Annotated in this window: 20 protein-coding genes, 1 tRNA gene and 1 riboswitch; of the genes, 6 read left to right on the plus strand and 15 right to left on the minus strand. The window is 42.1% G+C overall.

Going from position 1 to position 16,471, the window contains the following annotated elements; genetic code table 11:
• The first annotated feature begins 303 nt into the window (after window positions 1–303).
• Window positions 304–1,167, plus strand: a complete 864-nt coding sequence (locus BLA28_RS16320) for an AraC family transcriptional regulator (RefSeq protein ID WP_069158192.1) — start codon at window positions 304–306, stop codon at window positions 1,165–1,167.
• A gap of 1 nt (window position 1,168) precedes the next feature.
• Window positions 1,169–1,633 carry a hypothetical protein gene (locus tag BLA28_RS16325; protein ID WP_069158193.1) on the plus strand — a complete coding sequence of 155 codons (465 nt, stop codon included), beginning with the start codon at window positions 1,169–1,171 and terminating at the stop codon, window positions 1,631–1,633.
• A gap of 45 nt (window positions 1,634–1,678) precedes the next feature.
• On the opposite strand, the gene BLA28_RS16330 is transcribed toward BLA28_RS16325, so the two are convergent.
• The 8 genes from BLA28_RS16330 to BLA28_RS16360 all read right to left on the minus strand — a co-directional run bounded on the left by BLA28_RS16330 (window position 1,679) and on the right by BLA28_RS16360 (window position 5,970).
• Window positions 1,679–2,299: a GNAT family N-acetyltransferase gene (locus BLA28_RS16330; protein ID WP_169897257.1), complete on the minus strand. Its 621-nt coding sequence runs from the start codon at window positions 2,297–2,299 to the stop codon at window positions 1,679–1,681.
• 39 nt (window positions 2,300–2,338) lie between these two features.
• Window positions 2,339–2,584 (minus strand): hypothetical protein, encoded by a 246-nt coding sequence (locus BLA28_RS16335; protein ID WP_069158195.1) that lies wholly within the window; start codon window positions 2,582–2,584, stop codon window positions 2,339–2,341.
• Between the two features lie 226 nt (window positions 2,585–2,810).
• Complete coding sequence (locus BLA28_RS33790) at window positions 2,811–2,972, minus strand: hypothetical protein (RefSeq protein ID WP_009252378.1); 162 nt, start codon at window positions 2,970–2,972, stop codon at window positions 2,811–2,813.
• 34 nt (window positions 2,973–3,006) lie between these two features.
• The gene (locus BLA28_RS16340; RefSeq protein ID WP_242879776.1) at window positions 3,007–3,246 is read right to left on the minus strand and encodes a hypothetical protein; all 240 of its coding nucleotides are present in this window, start codon (window positions 3,244–3,246) and stop codon (window positions 3,007–3,009) included.
• Between the two features lie 149 nt (window positions 3,247–3,395).
• Window positions 3,396–4,193 carry a PhzF family phenazine biosynthesis protein gene (locus BLA28_RS16345; RefSeq protein ID WP_069158196.1) on the minus strand — a complete coding sequence of 266 codons (798 nt, stop codon included), beginning with the start codon at window positions 4,191–4,193 and terminating at the stop codon, window positions 3,396–3,398.
• Between the two features lie 99 nt (window positions 4,194–4,292).
• Entirely contained in the window at window positions 4,293–4,724 is a 432-nt protein-coding gene (locus BLA28_RS16350; protein WP_081330092.1) for a winged helix-turn-helix domain-containing protein, read from the minus strand.
• Window positions 4,721–5,275, minus strand: a complete 555-nt coding sequence (locus tag BLA28_RS16355) for an ECF transporter S component (RefSeq protein ID WP_069158197.1) — start codon at window positions 5,273–5,275, stop codon at window positions 4,721–4,723. The genes BLA28_RS16350 and BLA28_RS16355 overlap by 4 nt, the downstream gene beginning before the upstream one ends.
• A 157-nt stretch (window positions 5,276–5,432) precedes the next feature.
• Window positions 5,433–5,548: riboswitch (FMN riboswitch) on the minus strand.
• 95 nt (window positions 5,549–5,643) lie between these two features.
• A complete protein-coding gene (locus BLA28_RS16360) occupies window positions 5,644–5,970 on the minus strand; it encodes a winged helix-turn-helix transcriptional regulator (RefSeq protein WP_069158198.1) in 327 nt (108 codons plus the stop codon).
• Window positions 5,971–6,092: 122 nt separating this feature from the next.
• On the opposite strand from BLA28_RS16360, the gene BLA28_RS16365 reads away from it, so the two are divergent.
• Window positions 6,093–7,115, plus strand: a complete 1,023-nt coding sequence (locus BLA28_RS16365) for an NADH:flavin oxidoreductase (RefSeq protein ID WP_069158199.1) — start codon at window positions 6,093–6,095, stop codon at window positions 7,113–7,115.
• Between the two features lie 68 nt (window positions 7,116–7,183).
• Window positions 7,184–7,333: a hypothetical protein gene (locus BLA28_RS33795; RefSeq protein ID WP_009252372.1), complete on the plus strand. Its 150-nt coding sequence runs from the start codon at window positions 7,184–7,186 to the stop codon at window positions 7,331–7,333.
• Between the two features lie 166 nt (window positions 7,334–7,499).
• Here BLA28_RS33795 and BLA28_RS16370 read toward each other — a convergent pair whose 3' ends face one another.
• The 3 genes from BLA28_RS16370 to BLA28_RS16380 all read right to left on the minus strand — a co-directional run bounded on the left by BLA28_RS16370 (window position 7,500) and on the right by BLA28_RS16380 (window position 9,495).
• Entirely contained in the window at window positions 7,500–8,375 is an 876-nt protein-coding gene (locus BLA28_RS16370; protein ID WP_069158200.1) for an AraC family transcriptional regulator, read from the minus strand.
• 97 nt (window positions 8,376–8,472) lie between these two features.
• A complete protein-coding gene (locus BLA28_RS16375) occupies window positions 8,473–9,042 on the minus strand; it encodes a hypothetical protein (protein ID WP_069158201.1) in 570 nt (189 codons plus the stop codon).
• Between the two features lie 63 nt (window positions 9,043–9,105).
• Window positions 9,106–9,495: a DUF3788 family protein gene (locus BLA28_RS16380; RefSeq protein WP_169897258.1), complete on the minus strand. Its 390-nt coding sequence runs from the start codon at window positions 9,493–9,495 to the stop codon at window positions 9,106–9,108.
• A 547-nt stretch (window positions 9,496–10,042) separates the two neighbouring features.
• Between BLA28_RS16380 and BLA28_RS16385 the strand changes: the two genes are divergently transcribed.
• Window positions 10,043–10,115: transfer RNA gene (locus BLA28_RS16385), tRNA-Thr, on the plus strand.
• 128 nt (window positions 10,116–10,243) lie between these two features.
• Here BLA28_RS16385 and BLA28_RS16390 read toward each other — a convergent pair.
• The 4 genes from BLA28_RS16390 to BLA28_RS16405 are packed head-to-tail and all read right to left on the minus strand — an operon-like array spanning window position 10,244 to window position 15,330.
• The gene (locus BLA28_RS16390) at window positions 10,244–10,759 is read right to left on the minus strand and encodes a GNAT family N-acetyltransferase (protein ID WP_081330093.1); all 516 of its coding nucleotides are present in this window, start codon (window positions 10,757–10,759) and stop codon (window positions 10,244–10,246) included.
• Between the two features lie 2 nt (window positions 10,760–10,761).
• Entirely contained in the window at window positions 10,762–11,637 is an 876-nt protein-coding gene (locus BLA28_RS16395; RefSeq protein ID WP_044972412.1) for a mechanosensitive ion channel family protein, read from the minus strand.
• Entirely contained in the window at window positions 11,634–14,060 is a 2,427-nt protein-coding gene (gene glgB, locus BLA28_RS16400) for a 1,4-alpha-glucan branching protein GlgB (protein WP_069158203.1), read from the minus strand. The genes BLA28_RS16395 and glgB overlap by 4 nt, the downstream gene beginning before the upstream one ends.
• A 28-nt stretch (window positions 14,061–14,088) precedes the next feature.
• Window positions 14,089–15,330, minus strand: coding sequence for a DUF1015 domain-containing protein (locus tag BLA28_RS16405; protein WP_009252365.1), 1,242 nt, complete (start codon window positions 15,328–15,330; stop codon window positions 14,089–14,091).
• A gap of 430 nt (window positions 15,331–15,760) precedes the next feature.
• Here BLA28_RS16405 and BLA28_RS16410 point away from each other — a divergent pair, with 430 nt between their 5' ends.
• A complete protein-coding gene (locus BLA28_RS16410; protein ID WP_242880623.1) occupies window positions 15,761–16,387 on the plus strand; it encodes a pentapeptide repeat-containing protein in 627 nt (208 codons plus the stop codon).
• Window positions 16,388–16,471 lie beyond the last annotated feature (84 nt).

A 16,471-nucleotide genomic window follows, 5' to 3' on the forward strand; every position in this document is an offset into this window, starting at 1 on the left:
GTGTACAATCGCAGGGACTACAACCACTTTCCTATGCGGCCCTTAGGATGGAAAAGTCCTCAACAGGTATTGGACAATTATCTGCTCTCTCTGTAACAAATGTTTGACAAACCTACATTCTATTTTTCTCTTCTTCCTTCTCCTACCCGCATTCTTACCGGGTTTTACCCTATCTATGCGTTTTTTCGACTCAAACTGCAATTTTCCAAAAGGGATATTCTATCCTGCCGGTACGTAAAATAAGATGCCTGATTGCATTTTTAATGGTAAAATAGAAACACTATCTATGAAAGGAGATTAAATATGGAATGGACTGATAAGCTGCAGGCAATCATTGATTATGTCGAAAATCACCTGCAGCGCACGGAAGAACCTGTCAATCCGGATGAAATATCGCGGCTTGCCGGCTGTTCTTATTCCTTCTTTCAAAAAGTCTTTTCTTATATGAATGGAATCAGCTTTGCTGATTATATCCGTTTCCGAAAATTAACCCTGGCCGGTTACGATTTAAAAAGTACCCAAAGCAAAGTGGTTGATATCAGCTATAAATACGGTTATGAATCGCCAACATCCTTTACCAAAGCATTCAAGCAGTTCCATGGCATATCACCTGCCCAATCCCGCAATGAGGACGCCCAACTGAAGGTATTCCCCAAAATGAAGGCTGCCGTAACCCGGCAATATTCCTGGAGGCTTATATCCGGAGCCCCTTTCCGGCTGGTAGGCAGACGCACAAAAATAAACTGCAGCAATGGACAGCAATATTCCAAAGTCCCGGAATTCTGGAGCAAATGCCAGAAGGACGGAACCATTGCCGAATTACTCGCCATGGATAACGGAAACCCCAAAGGGCTTTATGGTTTGTTTGGATATTTTGATGAAGCTTCTGAGACATCCGATTATATGATTGCCGTAGAATCCACACAGCAGGCAGATGACGGTTATAATGAAATCCTGATACCGGATACCACCTGGGCTGTTTTCGACTGCAGAGGCGCCGTACCGCAGGCCATTCAGGACGGCTGGAAGTACCTGACGGAAGAATGGCTCCTGAAATACCCTTTCCGTCATGCGGACTGTCCGGAACTAGAATGGTACAGTGAAGGAAACAATTACGATGAAAACTACTTAAGTCAGATATGGATACCCATTATAGAGGAGAAATGAAATGGTACATTTAGTATATTGTGATAATACAGGAAAAAAAGGAGAAAAAGTTCTCGACAAAATACTGTCCGGCACAAAGACAATGATAATCCGGGGCGCTGCCGGCAGAAAAATACCTCACAGCCGTGTTTTTAAAGGAGAAGAGCTTTATTTTATGGAAAAAGGAAGCTTAATGATTACTGCTAAGGCAAAAGTCAGGGATGTTCAGAATTATGTTAAGCTGACGGAAGAAGAAATCTGCCGGGTACTGGAAGACAATCAGGAAAAATTGAATTTGACCGAAAAGCAGAAAGAACGCTGGCATAAAAAATGTCTGTGCCTTGTTGAATTTGAGGATGTTAAGGAAATTGCCCCTTTGCCCTTTGATCACCAGGGAAATATGGACGACTGGCTCATTATCGACAAGATTGAAGATGTTGTCGTAGGGACAAGTATCGCTTATAACTATGAAAAGTCAAAATTTTAAATAATGCTGGCCGGGAGAAAGACCTGATTTTGGTATTCTCCCGGCCTATATGTTTTCTGCGCCGGAAGAAAACAGCTTATCATATTCTCTGACAGACTCTTTGTTCAGGGAATCATCGTATATAGATGATTCATAATATTTACCTTTCACCGTATCGAAAAAGCCGTCAGCAAGTTCCATTGCCATAAAAGATGGATAATTATTCCCATTGCAGTCAGTAATGCCGAATGCGGCTGCTTCCACAAAACCAAGCTTCGGGTAATACTCAGGACGTCCAAAGAATATTATCGCTCCATACCCCAGCGCTTTCGCCTGTTCAATCGTTTTTCCCATCAAAGCTTTTCCGACTCCCTTACGCTGGCAGGCTGGCAGAACACTCAGCGGGCCGAAATTAAGAACCGGTACTCGTTTTCCTTCCGGAGTCTCAACATAAGCATGGCTGTAAATAACATGACCGACAATCTTGCCATCAACCTCAGCCACATAACTCAATTCCTTAATACCATCCTTCTCACGTAAAGCATGCACCATCCAATGTTCAAACGGACATCCGATATCATTACTATTATCCCGGCCAGGATAATTGGGTTCATCAAAGGCTTCCCTTGTTAATTCCTCTATCCTTCTGTAATCTTCTTCTCTCTCTAACCGCACTATAATGTTCATAAAAATCCTCATACCTAATCTGACATTCTTCTGTTTTCTTTAACTTTTATAAAAATCTTTCTGACTCATGCCAATTTCATTTAACGCCTGTTCCGCATCAGAAACTGTTTTTTCTTTTACAGGAAGGATTTTAACCTTTGCCTTTTTCAAAATATCTTTCACTTCCTTATCAGTAATGCAAAATGTTTTGGCCACCCTTTTGGTATTCTTACTGTCATTGTATGCAAGAACGATTTCTGCGGGGCCCCACTCAAGATCTACAGGGGGATTCATAATATTGTCCATTAAATTTGCTGACTCCTTTAATTAGTGTATATTTCTTACATACCTATATATTTATGTAAGTCTGTTCGTTAATTCATTACAAAGTATCCGGCATAATTCACAAACATTTGTTTGTTTTATATTAGCATAAACATCCGGATATTTCAAGAACATATGTTCTATTTTCTGAATCATTTAGTAATTTTAAAGTTAATGATCAGAACAGAAAATATATACTATACTGCGGCTAATCAATACTTATTTCATCAAGATGATAGGTACCTTCCACAATTATATTCTCCCCGCCCTGTTCAATATAAGATTTCATCTCATCAATAGACTCAAAAAAATCCTCTTCATCTTCCATCTTATTTAGGTTAAAACAGCTAAGCATATACTCTTTATGCATATACATCTCCTCCTCAAGTATTTTGTACCATATGCTATTTTTTAATAATAAATCCAATCACTTCACCAATCAGCATTCCGGAGCTTATTCCTAATGCCAGACTGATAAGACCTGTACTGCCTATCGCCACACCCAGGCACATTCCGATACACATTCCTTCCGTCATGCAGTTTTGGGGTTCATCGTCCTTCTTACGGCTCCTGAATGCAAATATGACCGCAACAGCAATTCCTATTATTATCCATGGCAATGCTGCCATCATAAAATCTCTCATCTTCCCACCCCCGTATTATGAGTCCTGCCTCTTGCCAAACCTTATAGCCGAAATCGTTTCATCCAATATCATATTATACAATTAAGATTTCGTAATAGCCATGTTTTTTTATTTATGCGGGCATTCCGCGGGAATTAAAAGTATATACTCTAATCTTTTAAATCAGGTAGCATAATGTCGCCTTCCAGATAACAAACCGCTTTTCCGCTTATATTTACCCGCTCTCCCTTATCTTCACATAGCAGCACTCCCCCTCTGGGAGATAACTGCTTTGCAGTCATGCTGTTTTTTCCAAGTCTGCGGCTCCAAAATGGTATTAATGTACAGTGCGCCGAACCGGTTACCGGATCTTCACAGATGCCTGCATTCGGAGCGAAAAAACGCGACACAAAATCACAGCTTGATCCTTTCGCCGTAACAATCACAGCAAAAGAAATATCTTTGCTTATAGCAGCAAGCTTATCCATATCCACCCGAAGATTTTCAACTGCTTTTTCGCTTTCAGCCAACACCAGAAGATCTCTTGACAGATAGGTTCCCAGGACTTTACAGCCAAGAGCATCTTCCAGCAAAGGATTTGCTGCTGTTTCCAAAGGCATCCTGCTGGGAAAATTCATTGTATATAAATCATCCGCTCTCTCCACCGACAATTTTCCGCTCTGCGTCTCAAACTCTATCTTTGTCAATTCCGGATCCACAAAATTCATAACAACAAAAGCGGTCGCCAATGTCGCATGTCCGCATAAATCCATCTCAACCTCGGGAGTAAACCACCGCAGGGAATATGTATCTTCTTTCTTTAACAAAAAAGCGGTCTCTGCCAGATTGTTTTCATATGCAATTTTCTGCATTACCCGATCCGGAAGTTCGCTTTCCAGTAAACAGACACCCGCCGGGTTTCCCCGGAAAAGCTTATCCGTAAAGGCATCCACAATATAGTACTTCATAAATACACCTGCTTTCCGCTCATTCTCCGCTGGCTATTATTCTATTCATCGCTTATAAGTATAACTCATTTTATCCTGATCAGGCTATCTTTTCTTTTATCATGGGGTGTCCGTAATCATTTCATCACAAAACAGATACCCACCGAAGACAGTTTTAATATATATCGGACAGTGTCGGTTTGGTTCCATTTTACCTCTCAGATTAGAAACAGTATTAGCCACTACCTTAATCGTATCTTCGCTGGCGCTGCCCCAAACAGCCTTAAAAATCAGTTCTTTTGATACAATTTGGCCTGCGTGTGCCGCAAGCAGATAAAGCACATCATACTCAAGACGTGTCAGCCTGATCTCCTTATCCTCGCGGAATACCTGCCTTTTCCTACAATTTATTGTCAGTCCCGGAAACGATACGGAAGGGACCACAGCAGATGATATGACCTCAATCTTTCTCTCATGTACGGAAACCGATTCCATTAATTCCTGTAACAGTTCCTCATCTCCATCCTCCATATTTATCGCAATTATTCTCATGAATTTTCGTCCGCCTCAATTAGATGACAACGACGCAGTGCTGTAATAACAGGCCTGTAAATCAACATTGTTATTGCTGTATTCAGGCCTCCTTTGAGCAGATTAAACGGCAGGAATGCAGGAAGCAGCAATTTGACCACAGCCTCTCTCGGATAGCCCATATAAATCGGAGCGACTAAATAATTCCAGAACATCATTGCCACCACCATCAGTCCCCAGCCGCATAAAAGGCCGGTGAATGCCCTTAAAGGCCCCCGGCGTCTCTTATAAATGAAGGCCGCCGTACACGCAAAGGAACAGCTGGAAATAACATTCATGATAAGGCCTAACACTCCATTTTCGCTGATTGTCAGCATTTCAGCAAAAGAGACAATCAAGGCCGCCGAAAATGAAGCGGGAGGTCCAAAAAGGAAACCTGTTATCACTATAATAACGTCCTTGGGATCATACTTCAAAAAAAGTACGACAGGGACACGCCCCACAGCCGTCGCTATATAGGCAAAGGCGCAGAGCATCCCAACTGCTGCTGTTTTCTTGGTCTTACTGTACATCTTCAATACCTCCTTAAAAAATTAACGTCTGAAAGAATAATAATATCTTTCAGGCGTTAATTTTCAGGTGTATTGATAAATGCCATCAGAGCAGGCCGGCCATAGTAAGGCTTATGGAAAAAGAGTGTAAAAATAGTCAGACTTATCCTGACATTCAACACACCTTCTTCAATCCAGACTATACTGTCGGTTTTGGACTTTCACCAAATCCTGCGTTTCACGCTCGCGGACTTTACCGCCGATCGGGGATTTCACCCTGCCCTGAAGACATTATTATTCAGTTGTCTGTAACAATATAGCATATCTGCAAAAGGATGACAATATTCTGCAGGAAACCGGGATGAAACCGGGATATGACAGGCAACAGGCTATTCCTTATCTTCCATATGCTCAATCCCCCAGTGACAGACAGAATGTAATACCGGCATGAGTGTTTTTCCTCTTTCCGATAGCTTATATTCTACTTTAGGAGGAACCTGCGGATATTCTATCCGAATGATGAGTCTGTCATTTTCTAATTCCTTCAGCTGATTACTGAGCATTTTATGTGTAATTCCTTCAAGTGAGCGTTTCAGTTCACTATAACGCATAATTTCAGATTTCCACAGCCAAAATAGGATTTGCATTTTCCATTTTCCTCCAATCAAAGACATTGTATATGTAAATGGCTTCGAATTGACAGATTCGTTCTCCATTCCTGCACTCTCCTTTTTGATAGTATCTTACTTTATAGTGTGTTCTTACTTTATTGATTATACTATGGTAGAATGAAAAAGACCAGATAAGAACTGACAATCATTTAAGGAGGTCCAATTTTATGAGTTTATTGACACAACCGCTGAAAATCAAAAATACAGTATTAAGCAACCGCTTAGTCATGCCGCCTATGGCAACAGCAAAATCCGGTGAGAATGGCACGGTCACAACAGAATTATGCGATTATTATAAAGAAAAATCGCAGGGCGGATACATAGGATTAATCATTACGGAACACAGCTATGTCAGCCTGACAGGGAAAGCAAGCCCTAACCAGCTTTCTATTGCATGTGATGAAGATATTGATGGATTAAAGAAGCTTGTTTCTGTCATTCACCAAAATGGTTCAAAAACATTTGCACAGATCAATCATGCGGGCGGTGTTGCCGTCGGCGGCAATACGAGCTGCGAAAAATTAAGCGCCAGCAGCATACAATTGCCAAATACCAGACCAAATACTCCTGCCCTGCCCAAGGAAATGGCAGACTCAGACATACAAAATGTGATAAAGGAATTCACACAATCTGCCAGGAGGGCAAAACTGGCGGGTTTTGACGGAGTGGAGATTCATTCTGCACACGGATATTTATTGAATCAATTTTATTCCCCATTAACCAATAAAAGAACGGATTCCTATACAGGATCCACTTTGGAAGGACGCATTAAATTGCACCTGGAGATCATAAATGCTGTCCGTGAAACAGCCGGTACAGATTTCCCGATTGCGGTTCGTCTGGGCGCCTGTGATTATGCAGACGGAGGCAGCTCCATACAGGACAGTGTCAAAGCCTCAAAAGCCTTTGAAGAAGCCGGAGTTTCGTTACTTGATATATCAGGCGGTTTCTGCGGATATACGAATCCGACTTCGCAGGAACAGGGCTATTTCAGTGAAATCACCAGGGAGATAAAAAAGCATGTCTCCATTCCTGTCATATTAACAGGCGGCATTACAAGCGCTGCTGCCGCTGAAGAACTATTAGGAAATAATTCTGCCGATCTGATTGGCGTCGGCAGAGCTTTACTAAAAGATTCTCTGTGGGCCGAAAAAGCGATTCACACCCTGCAGTCTTCTATGATTAATTAAATTTTTTCAAACTGTTTCACATACTTTTTTCTCATCTGTAAATACTAACAAAAAGAGGTGATGAAAGTATGGCATCCTATGTAGCACCCGAGGTTCGGGAAAAATTCGAAACATTATCAATCAATTTAAAAGACTATATATTAGAGCGTAATGTACAGATTAATGATATTTATGATTTAATCAATGTTTTGGAGAATATTGTTTCTGAGGAAGAATAATGATCTTCTGCATTTTTCATTTTCCAAAAGTACCCATAAAGGACTAATTATACCGAATTAACGATACTCATACATTAAATAACAAATACCGATACAGCTATTAATCACTGTATCGGTATTTGTTATAAACGTCATATTCTCATTTGCTCAACAAAAACACATGAGTTTACTTGTTTTTGACAGGCATCCAAATCTCCCATTGATACTCCGGTGAATCTGCATCACCCCCGTGAAATACCTCAAGGCTTGGTACCGATTCATCACGCTCATACTGGCTTGACGGTAACCATTCGGTTACAATACGTGTATATGCCGCCGGCACATAATCAATTCCGGTGGGTGACGAAATTGTAAACACAGCCCATGTCGCAGCAGGAACTGTTTGTACCGTCATACCGTCCGGCTTTTTACCCTTATACTCGGCTCCGATGATAACCTTTGTCCGTCCTCCATCGGACTGAAAATCATAGGCTGCAACCTGCCAGAAAGGTGCCGTGTGATAATTGTCCGTCCCACCGCCGTTCCACAAACGAAAATTGTAATTATCCATAAATTCCCGCCAAAGAGTTGTCAAACTATCACCAGTTTTGCATTCCCCATTCTCGTATCCTGACAAACCCATAATTTTGAAGCTTTCTTTCTTTTCAATTCTAAAATTCATTTCGTTCACTCCTTTGATAGTGAGTACGAAGGTAATTGGCGGATAGGTTTTTAAAGGAACGCCCATCTTCCGGGCGGATAAGGGTGTTGTACCGTGTAATTCTTTGAACGCTCTCGCAAATGCAGTAGGTGATTCATAGCAGTATTTCAAAGCAATGTCAATAATTTTATCATTACCTGTTTGAATGTCGAAAACAGCTTGTGATAATCTTCTGCGGCGAATATATTCCGAAACAGACATTCCTGCCATGAATGAAAATATACGGGAAAATTCATACACAGAGCAGCCAACAATCCTTGACAGCGATTCATACTGAATAGGGTGAGTCAAATTATTCTCAATATACTGTGTTACACTGTTCATCCCCTTAAGCCAATCCATACAATCCCTCCTCTCATCTGTAATTATAAGTGAATGAAACACTTTTATCTTTACATCTCTTGCTGAGTTCGGATAGCATCTCTTCTATTAATAAAGCCTATGAGGCATTTTTCATTACAAATAAAATCACACCTAAGATGAGAATGGCCGCCAATGGAAGGATTTTGGGTTTTTCGGCAAACTTCGTATCTTTTCGTTCCAGCGTTATATCCGCTTTTTCTTCGAGCTGCCTGATAAAATCATAACTGCCGTAAAACAAGTGTAACGGGATCGCCTTCTTTCCATCGATATGCAGTACATCATCAAATTCATTCTGTCTGCACTCTATGTATGCTTTGTTTAACTCGCCATAGCTTATTACTTTTCCGGCAGACACGGAACACGAAAGCCCGGAATCTGTTAATGTATATCTCTTAAATAATGTCCTCAAAGTAATGAATAAAATAATTAGTGAAATTACGAGCAGTACTATTGCAATTACAACGGATTCATTTATATATTGCGGCATAAAGCAAAATATAAAAACAGAAATAATAACTGCCAAAATACAAAAAGCACGTATATATTTATTTACCATGATATAGGAACAATTCCGCTCGTCAGTTTTACATGGCTTCTGTGCTTCAGCCATCATACCCTGCATAATTTTAATTACTATAAATTTCATTCTAATCCCTCAATGATCAAGCTGTCCTAATATTTGTAAACAGTCTTCTGCAACAAAAGCGGATTACGTTTTAGAACGTATTTCAATAAGCCTTTTCGCAATATCCGTGTCGGTGTTTGTCCTGATATCGAAATCGTACGGAATATTTTTCGGATTACCCTTGGAAGCTTCCACTGCCTGAAGCACGGTTTCAGGCAGGTCATATGCAGCCGCCAAAGCACGACCTTTGTCGTTGAAAATAACAGATACCTGGAAATGTTCCTGCGCAGGGGTTAAATAACATAAGGTTTTTGATTTACTTTTGAGCATTAAAGTCCATCCCCATGCCTTACCATAATATTTCCATTCCTGCGAAAAATCAACATAGGTTTCTGATAGATACCGGATGATTTCATCCCATTGTTGTTTATACCCGCTTACTTCAACAGCAAGCATAAGTTCATCTGACAGCATTGCCTTCTCCAAATATATACTCTTCGCCATATTTCTCCCTCATATTCTATATATACTTTTGATAAATAAATCATATCATGCCGCCTGTAGATATTCAACAAAAGAGTTTGCTTTTGAACGAAAAGGCATTTATCTCCACAAAAAAAGAAAAGCAATCCAAAAATCACTCTTCTTTTTATAAATCGCCTGTAAAATCATTACAGTATATTTGTATAGCAAGTTTTAATAAATCTCTAGGCATATTATTAATTATAATAATATTCAATTGCACCTTTTATCTTATCTCCTAATTTAATCCAACTGTCATCTTCCATTGTAAGTGTTGCCTTTCTTATACTGATTATTTTCCTCTGTTTCTGTTGTAATTAAAATGCAAAAAAAATTTCTGCAACCATAGAATTAAATTAATCTCTTTTCACAAAATCGCACATACATCCAAATATGTTTTTCTATTAAAATAAATTTGGTGAAAAATTTTAAGATAAAAAAGAAAAATACTCTTGTCAAAAAGTGAATTAGCCTTTATAATAAATAACGTCGGTAAATTGCTGGAATAGCGCAGTTGGTAGCGCAACTGATTCGTAATCAGTAGGTCGAGGGTTCGAGTCCCTTTTCCAGCTTTGGAAAGATATCTATTTATTAAAAATTTTGACAGGTAAATAACTAAATAGCTATCATACATGTAATCTACTATTCATAAATCAAAAAAAGATACCAGAATACAAAAATATTCCGGTATCTGTAATCATTAATTTTCTTGATTATTCCATTCCATATAGCCTACCGTAAAAGGTGCATTCTCATACTTTTTATAACCGGTATTGACAAAACCATTTTTAATATACCAATTTCTAAGCCGGACATTGTCATCTATCATTCCAAGCACCACTTTCCTCAATCCAAGTTCCAGGGTCTTTTTCTTGCAATAATCCAACAGACAGGAGCCATATCCCAATTTTCTGTATTCCGGCAATATTATGAGATCTTCTAATTTGCAGCTGTCTTCCAAAATCTTCATACCTAAAAAACCAGTCAACTTATCCCCGTCAAAATAGCCATACATCAATGTGCCGCTTTCAAATTCACTTAGAAGTTTATGATAAGGCAGACTGGCCCTCCCTCTATCCGGACAATTTTCCTCCGTCAAACCAAATTCTGCAGCAACAGTTTCATATCCCCGGTGAAAAATTTCCAAACTTTCAAAAAGTTCCTCTTCCCTAATTGGTTTTACCATACCTGCTTTCCTCATATACGCTTCACACACAACTACCCTTCCCCATTTCCTCCATCCAAATGTACATCCATCTGGGGATAAGGAATTCCGATACCATTCTCATCAAAAGCATACTTAATCTCTTCCAGCATATCCCACCGCACCGGCCAGTAATCTTCTGTCTTCGTCCAGAAACGCATGCCGATCACCACGGAGCTGGCTCCCAAATCATCCACGAATATCCGGTATTCCTTGTCTTTTATAATCCTGTCATTTGCCTCAATAAGAGAATTAATAACCGCCTTCGCCTTACGGATATCAGCCCGGTAAGAAATACCCACCTTCAGTTCCACCCTTCTGTTGTCCTCATTGGTTACATTCGTAATGCTTATATCCGCTAAAGAACCATTGGGAAGGAGAATTATTTTGTTATCAATAGTCGCAAGCTTGGTATAGAAAATGGTAATTTCCGAAACCGTTCCTTCATTTTTGTGGTTGTCTTCAATAATGTAATCTCCGACACGGAAGGGATGCAGAAGCATGATCAGAATGCCGCCTATACAATTCTTAAGACTGCCCTGAAAAGCAAGTCCGATGGTCACTGTAGCCGAACCTAACACTGTAGCAATTGTGGTGGCGTCAATCCCCAGCTTGACCGCTATCTGGAAAATCAGAAAAGCATACAAACCCACTTTCAGTGTGGAATCCAGGAACTGCTTGGCTTCCTTACTGGCATTCGCCCTTTTCAGCGCATTGGATGTCAGCTTGCGCACCAAATTGATAATCCGGGATCCTACCAGAAACACTACAACACAAATAACCACTCGGATAAGCAAATCGAGCATGGTCTGGGGCGCCGCTTTTAAAAGCTTCTGCCCCAGCGCCAGTTCTTCTGCCACATCTGCTGTCAATACGATATATCTGTTCATTCTTTCTCCGCCTTTTTACGGGTTTTTATCACTCTGACGGGCTTTTCCACCTCTCCCTTCTCCGAAATGGCCGCATCGGCCTCAAAAACCTTATCTGCCAGTTCTTCCTTCAGGGTTTTGGGCGCTGCCTTTTTTGCCCCTTGTTTCTTCCTTGCCGCTTCTTTCGCTTTTTTCTCTTTTTCCGCCTTCTTCTTAGCAATTTCCTTCAGTTCCTCTTTGGTATAGGGCTGATAGGAGAAAATGCTGATACTGAGAGGCGCCTGAGTCATTTTAATGGAATAATCCTTTCCGTCAAAGGGCTCCTCAAGTGCAGGCTTCATTCTGGAATTCACTCTGCCTTCGCCGCCGAAGACTTTGGCATCTGAATTCAGAATTTCTTTATATTTACCGTTAAGCGGCACGCCTACCTGGTAATTTTTCCTTTCCACATTGGCAAAGTTCATCACCACAAGGAGCATCTGTTCCGGCTTATCCGCTTTTCTTACAAAGGAAAGGATGCAGTCATTCGCATTGATGCAGTTCACCCATTCAAAACCGTCCCAGCTGGTATCTTTCCGATATAGCGCCGGCTGATTCCTGTACAGGGAATTCAATTCCTTTACAAATTCATTGAGTCCTTTATGATCCGGCTCTTTGAGAAGCTCCCACTCTATGCCCCGCTTCTCATTCCATTCATCATATTCTCCGATATCCTGTCCCATGAATAACAGTTTTTTCCCGGGATGGCACATCATGAAGCCATAGCTGGCCTTCAGGTTTTCAAACTGTTCTTCCCTGGTTCCGGGCATCTTTCCGAGCATGGAAGCCTTTCCATGCACTACCTCATCATGAGACAGCACAAGCATAAAGTGCTCGCTGTAAGCATAAACCATGCTGAAGGTAAGCTCATTGTGGCACCCGGAACGGAAATAAGGATCCTGTTTGATATAGCTTAAGAAATCATTCATCCAGCCCATATTCCACTTCATGTCAAAGCCCAGGCCGTCATCATCCAGGCTGCCGGTCACCTTCGGCCATGCGGTGGATTCCTCCGCTATGGACAATGCTCCTTTTCCGCGCTTATGAATCATACTGTTCACATGCTTCAGGAATTCCATGGCTTCCAGATTCTGATTTCCGCCATAGATATTAGCCACCCATTCTCCGTCATTCTTGCCATAATCCAGATAAAGCATAGACGCCACCGCATCCATACGGATGCCGTCCGCATGGTACTGTTCAATCCAGAACAGCGCGTTGGCTATCAGGTAATTGCATACCTGAGGCCTTCCGTAATTATAGATCAGAGTCCCCCAGTGAGGATGTGCTCCCTGGCGGGGATCCTGGTGTTCATAAAGGCATGTCCCGTCAAAAGCGGATAATCCATACGTGTCCCTGGGAAAATGAGCCGGTACCCAGTCGAGGATTACACCGATTCCCGCTTTATGCATTTCATTCATGAAAAACATAAAGTCCTCCGGCGTACCATACCGGGCAGTGGGCGCGTAGTAGCCGATTACCTGATACCCCCAGGAACCGTCAAAGGGATGTTCCATGACAGGCATCAGTTCTATGTGGGTATACCCCATTTCTTTTACGTATTCAATGATTTTCGGGGCAAGCTCTCTGTAATTGCAGTAGGTTCTTCCGGTCTCCGGCTTGCAGAAGGATCCCAGATAAAGCTCATAAACGCTTACCGGTTCCTTCGTATAATCCGTTTTCTCCCTGCGGGCAATCCAGTCTTCGTCCTCCCAGAAAAATCCTGAAATATCGCGGATGACGGACGCCGTGTCAGGACGCAGCTGCTGCCCAAAAGCATACGGATCCGCTTTCAGATAAGTAAGGCCGCCCCTTGCCTTTAATTCATATTTATAATTCTGCCCTTCCAAATCTCCGGGGATAAAGATTTCAAATATTCCGGAATCCCAGAGTCTGCGCATCTGATGCACCCTGCCGTCCCAGTTATTAAAATCTCCGGCAACACTCACCCTGACCGCATTCGGGGCCCAAACGGCAAAATGCACGCCTTTTACCCCTTCCACGCTGCATATATGGGCTCCCAGTATTTTATAGGCCTCATAATGGGTTCCCGCAGCAAAAAGAGCCGTATCTTTTTTGGTAATAACCGGCCCGAACCGGTATGGATCGATAATTTCCTCATGACGTCCGTCCGGATAATCTACCTTTAAGGTATAGTCCCCGATTTTCTTTCCCGGAATCAGCGCGGCAAAATATCCGGCCTCGTCCGCCAGCTCCATTGCCACTTCCTTTCCGGTCTCAGGAATCACCACCGTAACCTGTTCCGCCCCCGGCTGAAAGGTCTGAAGCAGTGTAGAACTTCCTGCCGTATGAGGCCCGAGCAGTCTGTGCGGGTTATCCTCCTCCGAATAGACAATAGCTTCGATCTCACGCCAATCCATCAGTTTATATAATTTATCTTTCATACCGTTTTCCTCAACTTTCTAAGCTCTTCTACCGCAGACTGTGAATAAAGAGCCCGCTTCTTAATTTGGGTTCAAACCATGTGGATTTAGGCGGCATCAAAAGCCCGGCATCCGCAACAGCAAAAAGTTCCCCGATGGAAGTGGGATACATGGCAAATGCTATCCTGCAGTCCTCCGAAACCCTGCGCTCCAGTTCCTTCATTCCCCGGATACCTCCCACAAAATCAATCCGTTTATCCGTTTTAGGATCCTTTATTCCCAGCACCGGTTCCAGCAGATAATCCTGCAGAACAGACACATCCAGCCCCTTTACCGGATCCTTTGATAAAATATTCTCTTTTGCTGTCAGGCGGTACCAGCTTCCATCCAGATACATTCCAAAGGTACCCTTCTTATCCGGCCTGCCATCCGCACCGGTCTGCAATTCCTCTATCTGGAAGGATTCCCGGATTTTTCCAATAAATTCCTCCTTTGTTAAATCATTCAGATCTTTTACCACTCTGTTATAATCCATGATCATCAGCTGATCGTCCGGGAACAGCACGGATAAAAAGAAATTAAATTCTTCCTCGCCGGTATAACCCGGCCTCTCCTGTCTGCGTTTTTCAGATACCTTCACCGCTGAGGCACAGCGATGATGGCCGTCCGCAATATAAATCTCTCCCACCTCAGAGAAAGCCCTGTGTACTGCATCAACGTCCTCCGGTCCGTCTATCTTCCATACCCTGTGGGCAATCCCGTCCGGTGAAATAAAGTCATACAGTGGCTCCCCCGCCTTATATTGTGCAACAATGGCGTTAATGACAGGCTGGGAACGGTATGCAAGAAAAATCGGGCCTGTCTGTGCATCACAGATATCCACGTGGCGAATCCGGTCGGCTTCCTTATCCGCCCTGGTATTCTCATGCTTCTTTATCACCTGGTTCAGATAATCGTCCACACTCGCACAGGCTGTAATTCCTGTCTGCGCCCGTCCGTCCATCACCAGCTCATATATGTAATAAACCGGGGTTTCCTCCTGTTCAAAGCTGCCTTCTTCTATCCTTTTCCACAGCATTTCGCGGGCCTTTTCATATACGCAGTCCGCATAAACATCCACGCTGTCGTCAAACTGGGTCTCCGCTCTGTCAACAGCCAGAAAGGAAAGTGGTTCCTTCTTCACTTCAGCCTTTGCTTCCTCCCTGTTATATACATCATAAGGCAACGCTGCAATTCGCTGCTCCAGGCCCTTTTTCGGCCTGTATGCCCGGAACGGTCTGATTTCAGCCATTCTCTTACCTCCGTTATCAAGTTATTTATAAATAAGTATAACTGATTCTTATTTCCGATACAAGGGGTATATAAGGGCGGTTAGTAATTAAGAAATTTTGTATCACATCTGATACCCGGATGGAGTACTTGGCTTCAAACGATTGACGATATATTTTACATCAATTATACTATTAACAGAAAAAGCGGCACAAGTGAGACGTATCATTGTGTCTGCAGGGAAGAGGTGCAAGTTGAAGCTTCATCAGTACAATACAAATATCTTCGATGAATTCAGGATTAAATGCAATAAATGCAGCGGACTTTGCTGTACAGCCTTATACTTTTCCAAATATGACGGTTTTCCTGCCGACAAAGCAGCCGGGATACCATGCAGCTATTTAGATGATTGTTTCCGCTGCTCCATACACAAGGAGCTGCACTCCAGACATATGAAAGGATGTTTAGCTTACGATTGCTGCGGAGCAGGACAGGCAGTCACTTCACTGTACGGCGATGAAAACTGGAAAGCAAATCTCCCTATAGCACAGGAGGTATTTGATGTATTTGTGAAAACATACTATCTGCAGCAAATATTGTGGTATATGTCAGAGGTTTTAACCTTATTGCCCGCCAAATCGCTCTGGGCCGAAGCTGACAGCTGTATAAAAGAGTTACATCTTCTTTTGAAATCCACTCCTCAAATTATTTTGGATTTCGATATGGAGATTTGCAGGACAAAAGTAAATGCATTGCTGAACAAAGCCTGGATAATGGTAAAACAGCAGGTTGGCTATCCGAAAAATACAGCGGTGAAAAAGGATTTTATGGGGCATAATTTCAAAAAATCCCGGCTAAACGGCAGCGATTTTAGTTCAGCCCTCTTGATAGCGGCAAATTTAGAGGAATGTGATTTGACCGGATGTAATTTCCTTGGAGCAGATATGCGGGATACTAATATCCAAAACGCTGATTTAAGTGAAAGTATATTCTTGACGCAGGGACAGATTAACGCAGCGAAAGGGAACCTGAATACCCGCATTCCCGGGCATCTTATCAGGCCGTCTGAATGGGACTGAAACAGTTCATTGGCTATTATATAAAAAACCGGCAGGTGATTTCATAAAAAATACTGCTGCACTAAAAAATGTCCGAAACGGTAT

It is taken from the genome of Eisenbergiella tayi, from assembly GCF_001881565.1.
GTDB classification, from domain to species: domain Bacteria; phylum Bacillota; class Clostridia; order Lachnospirales; family Lachnospiraceae; genus Eisenbergiella; species Eisenbergiella tayi.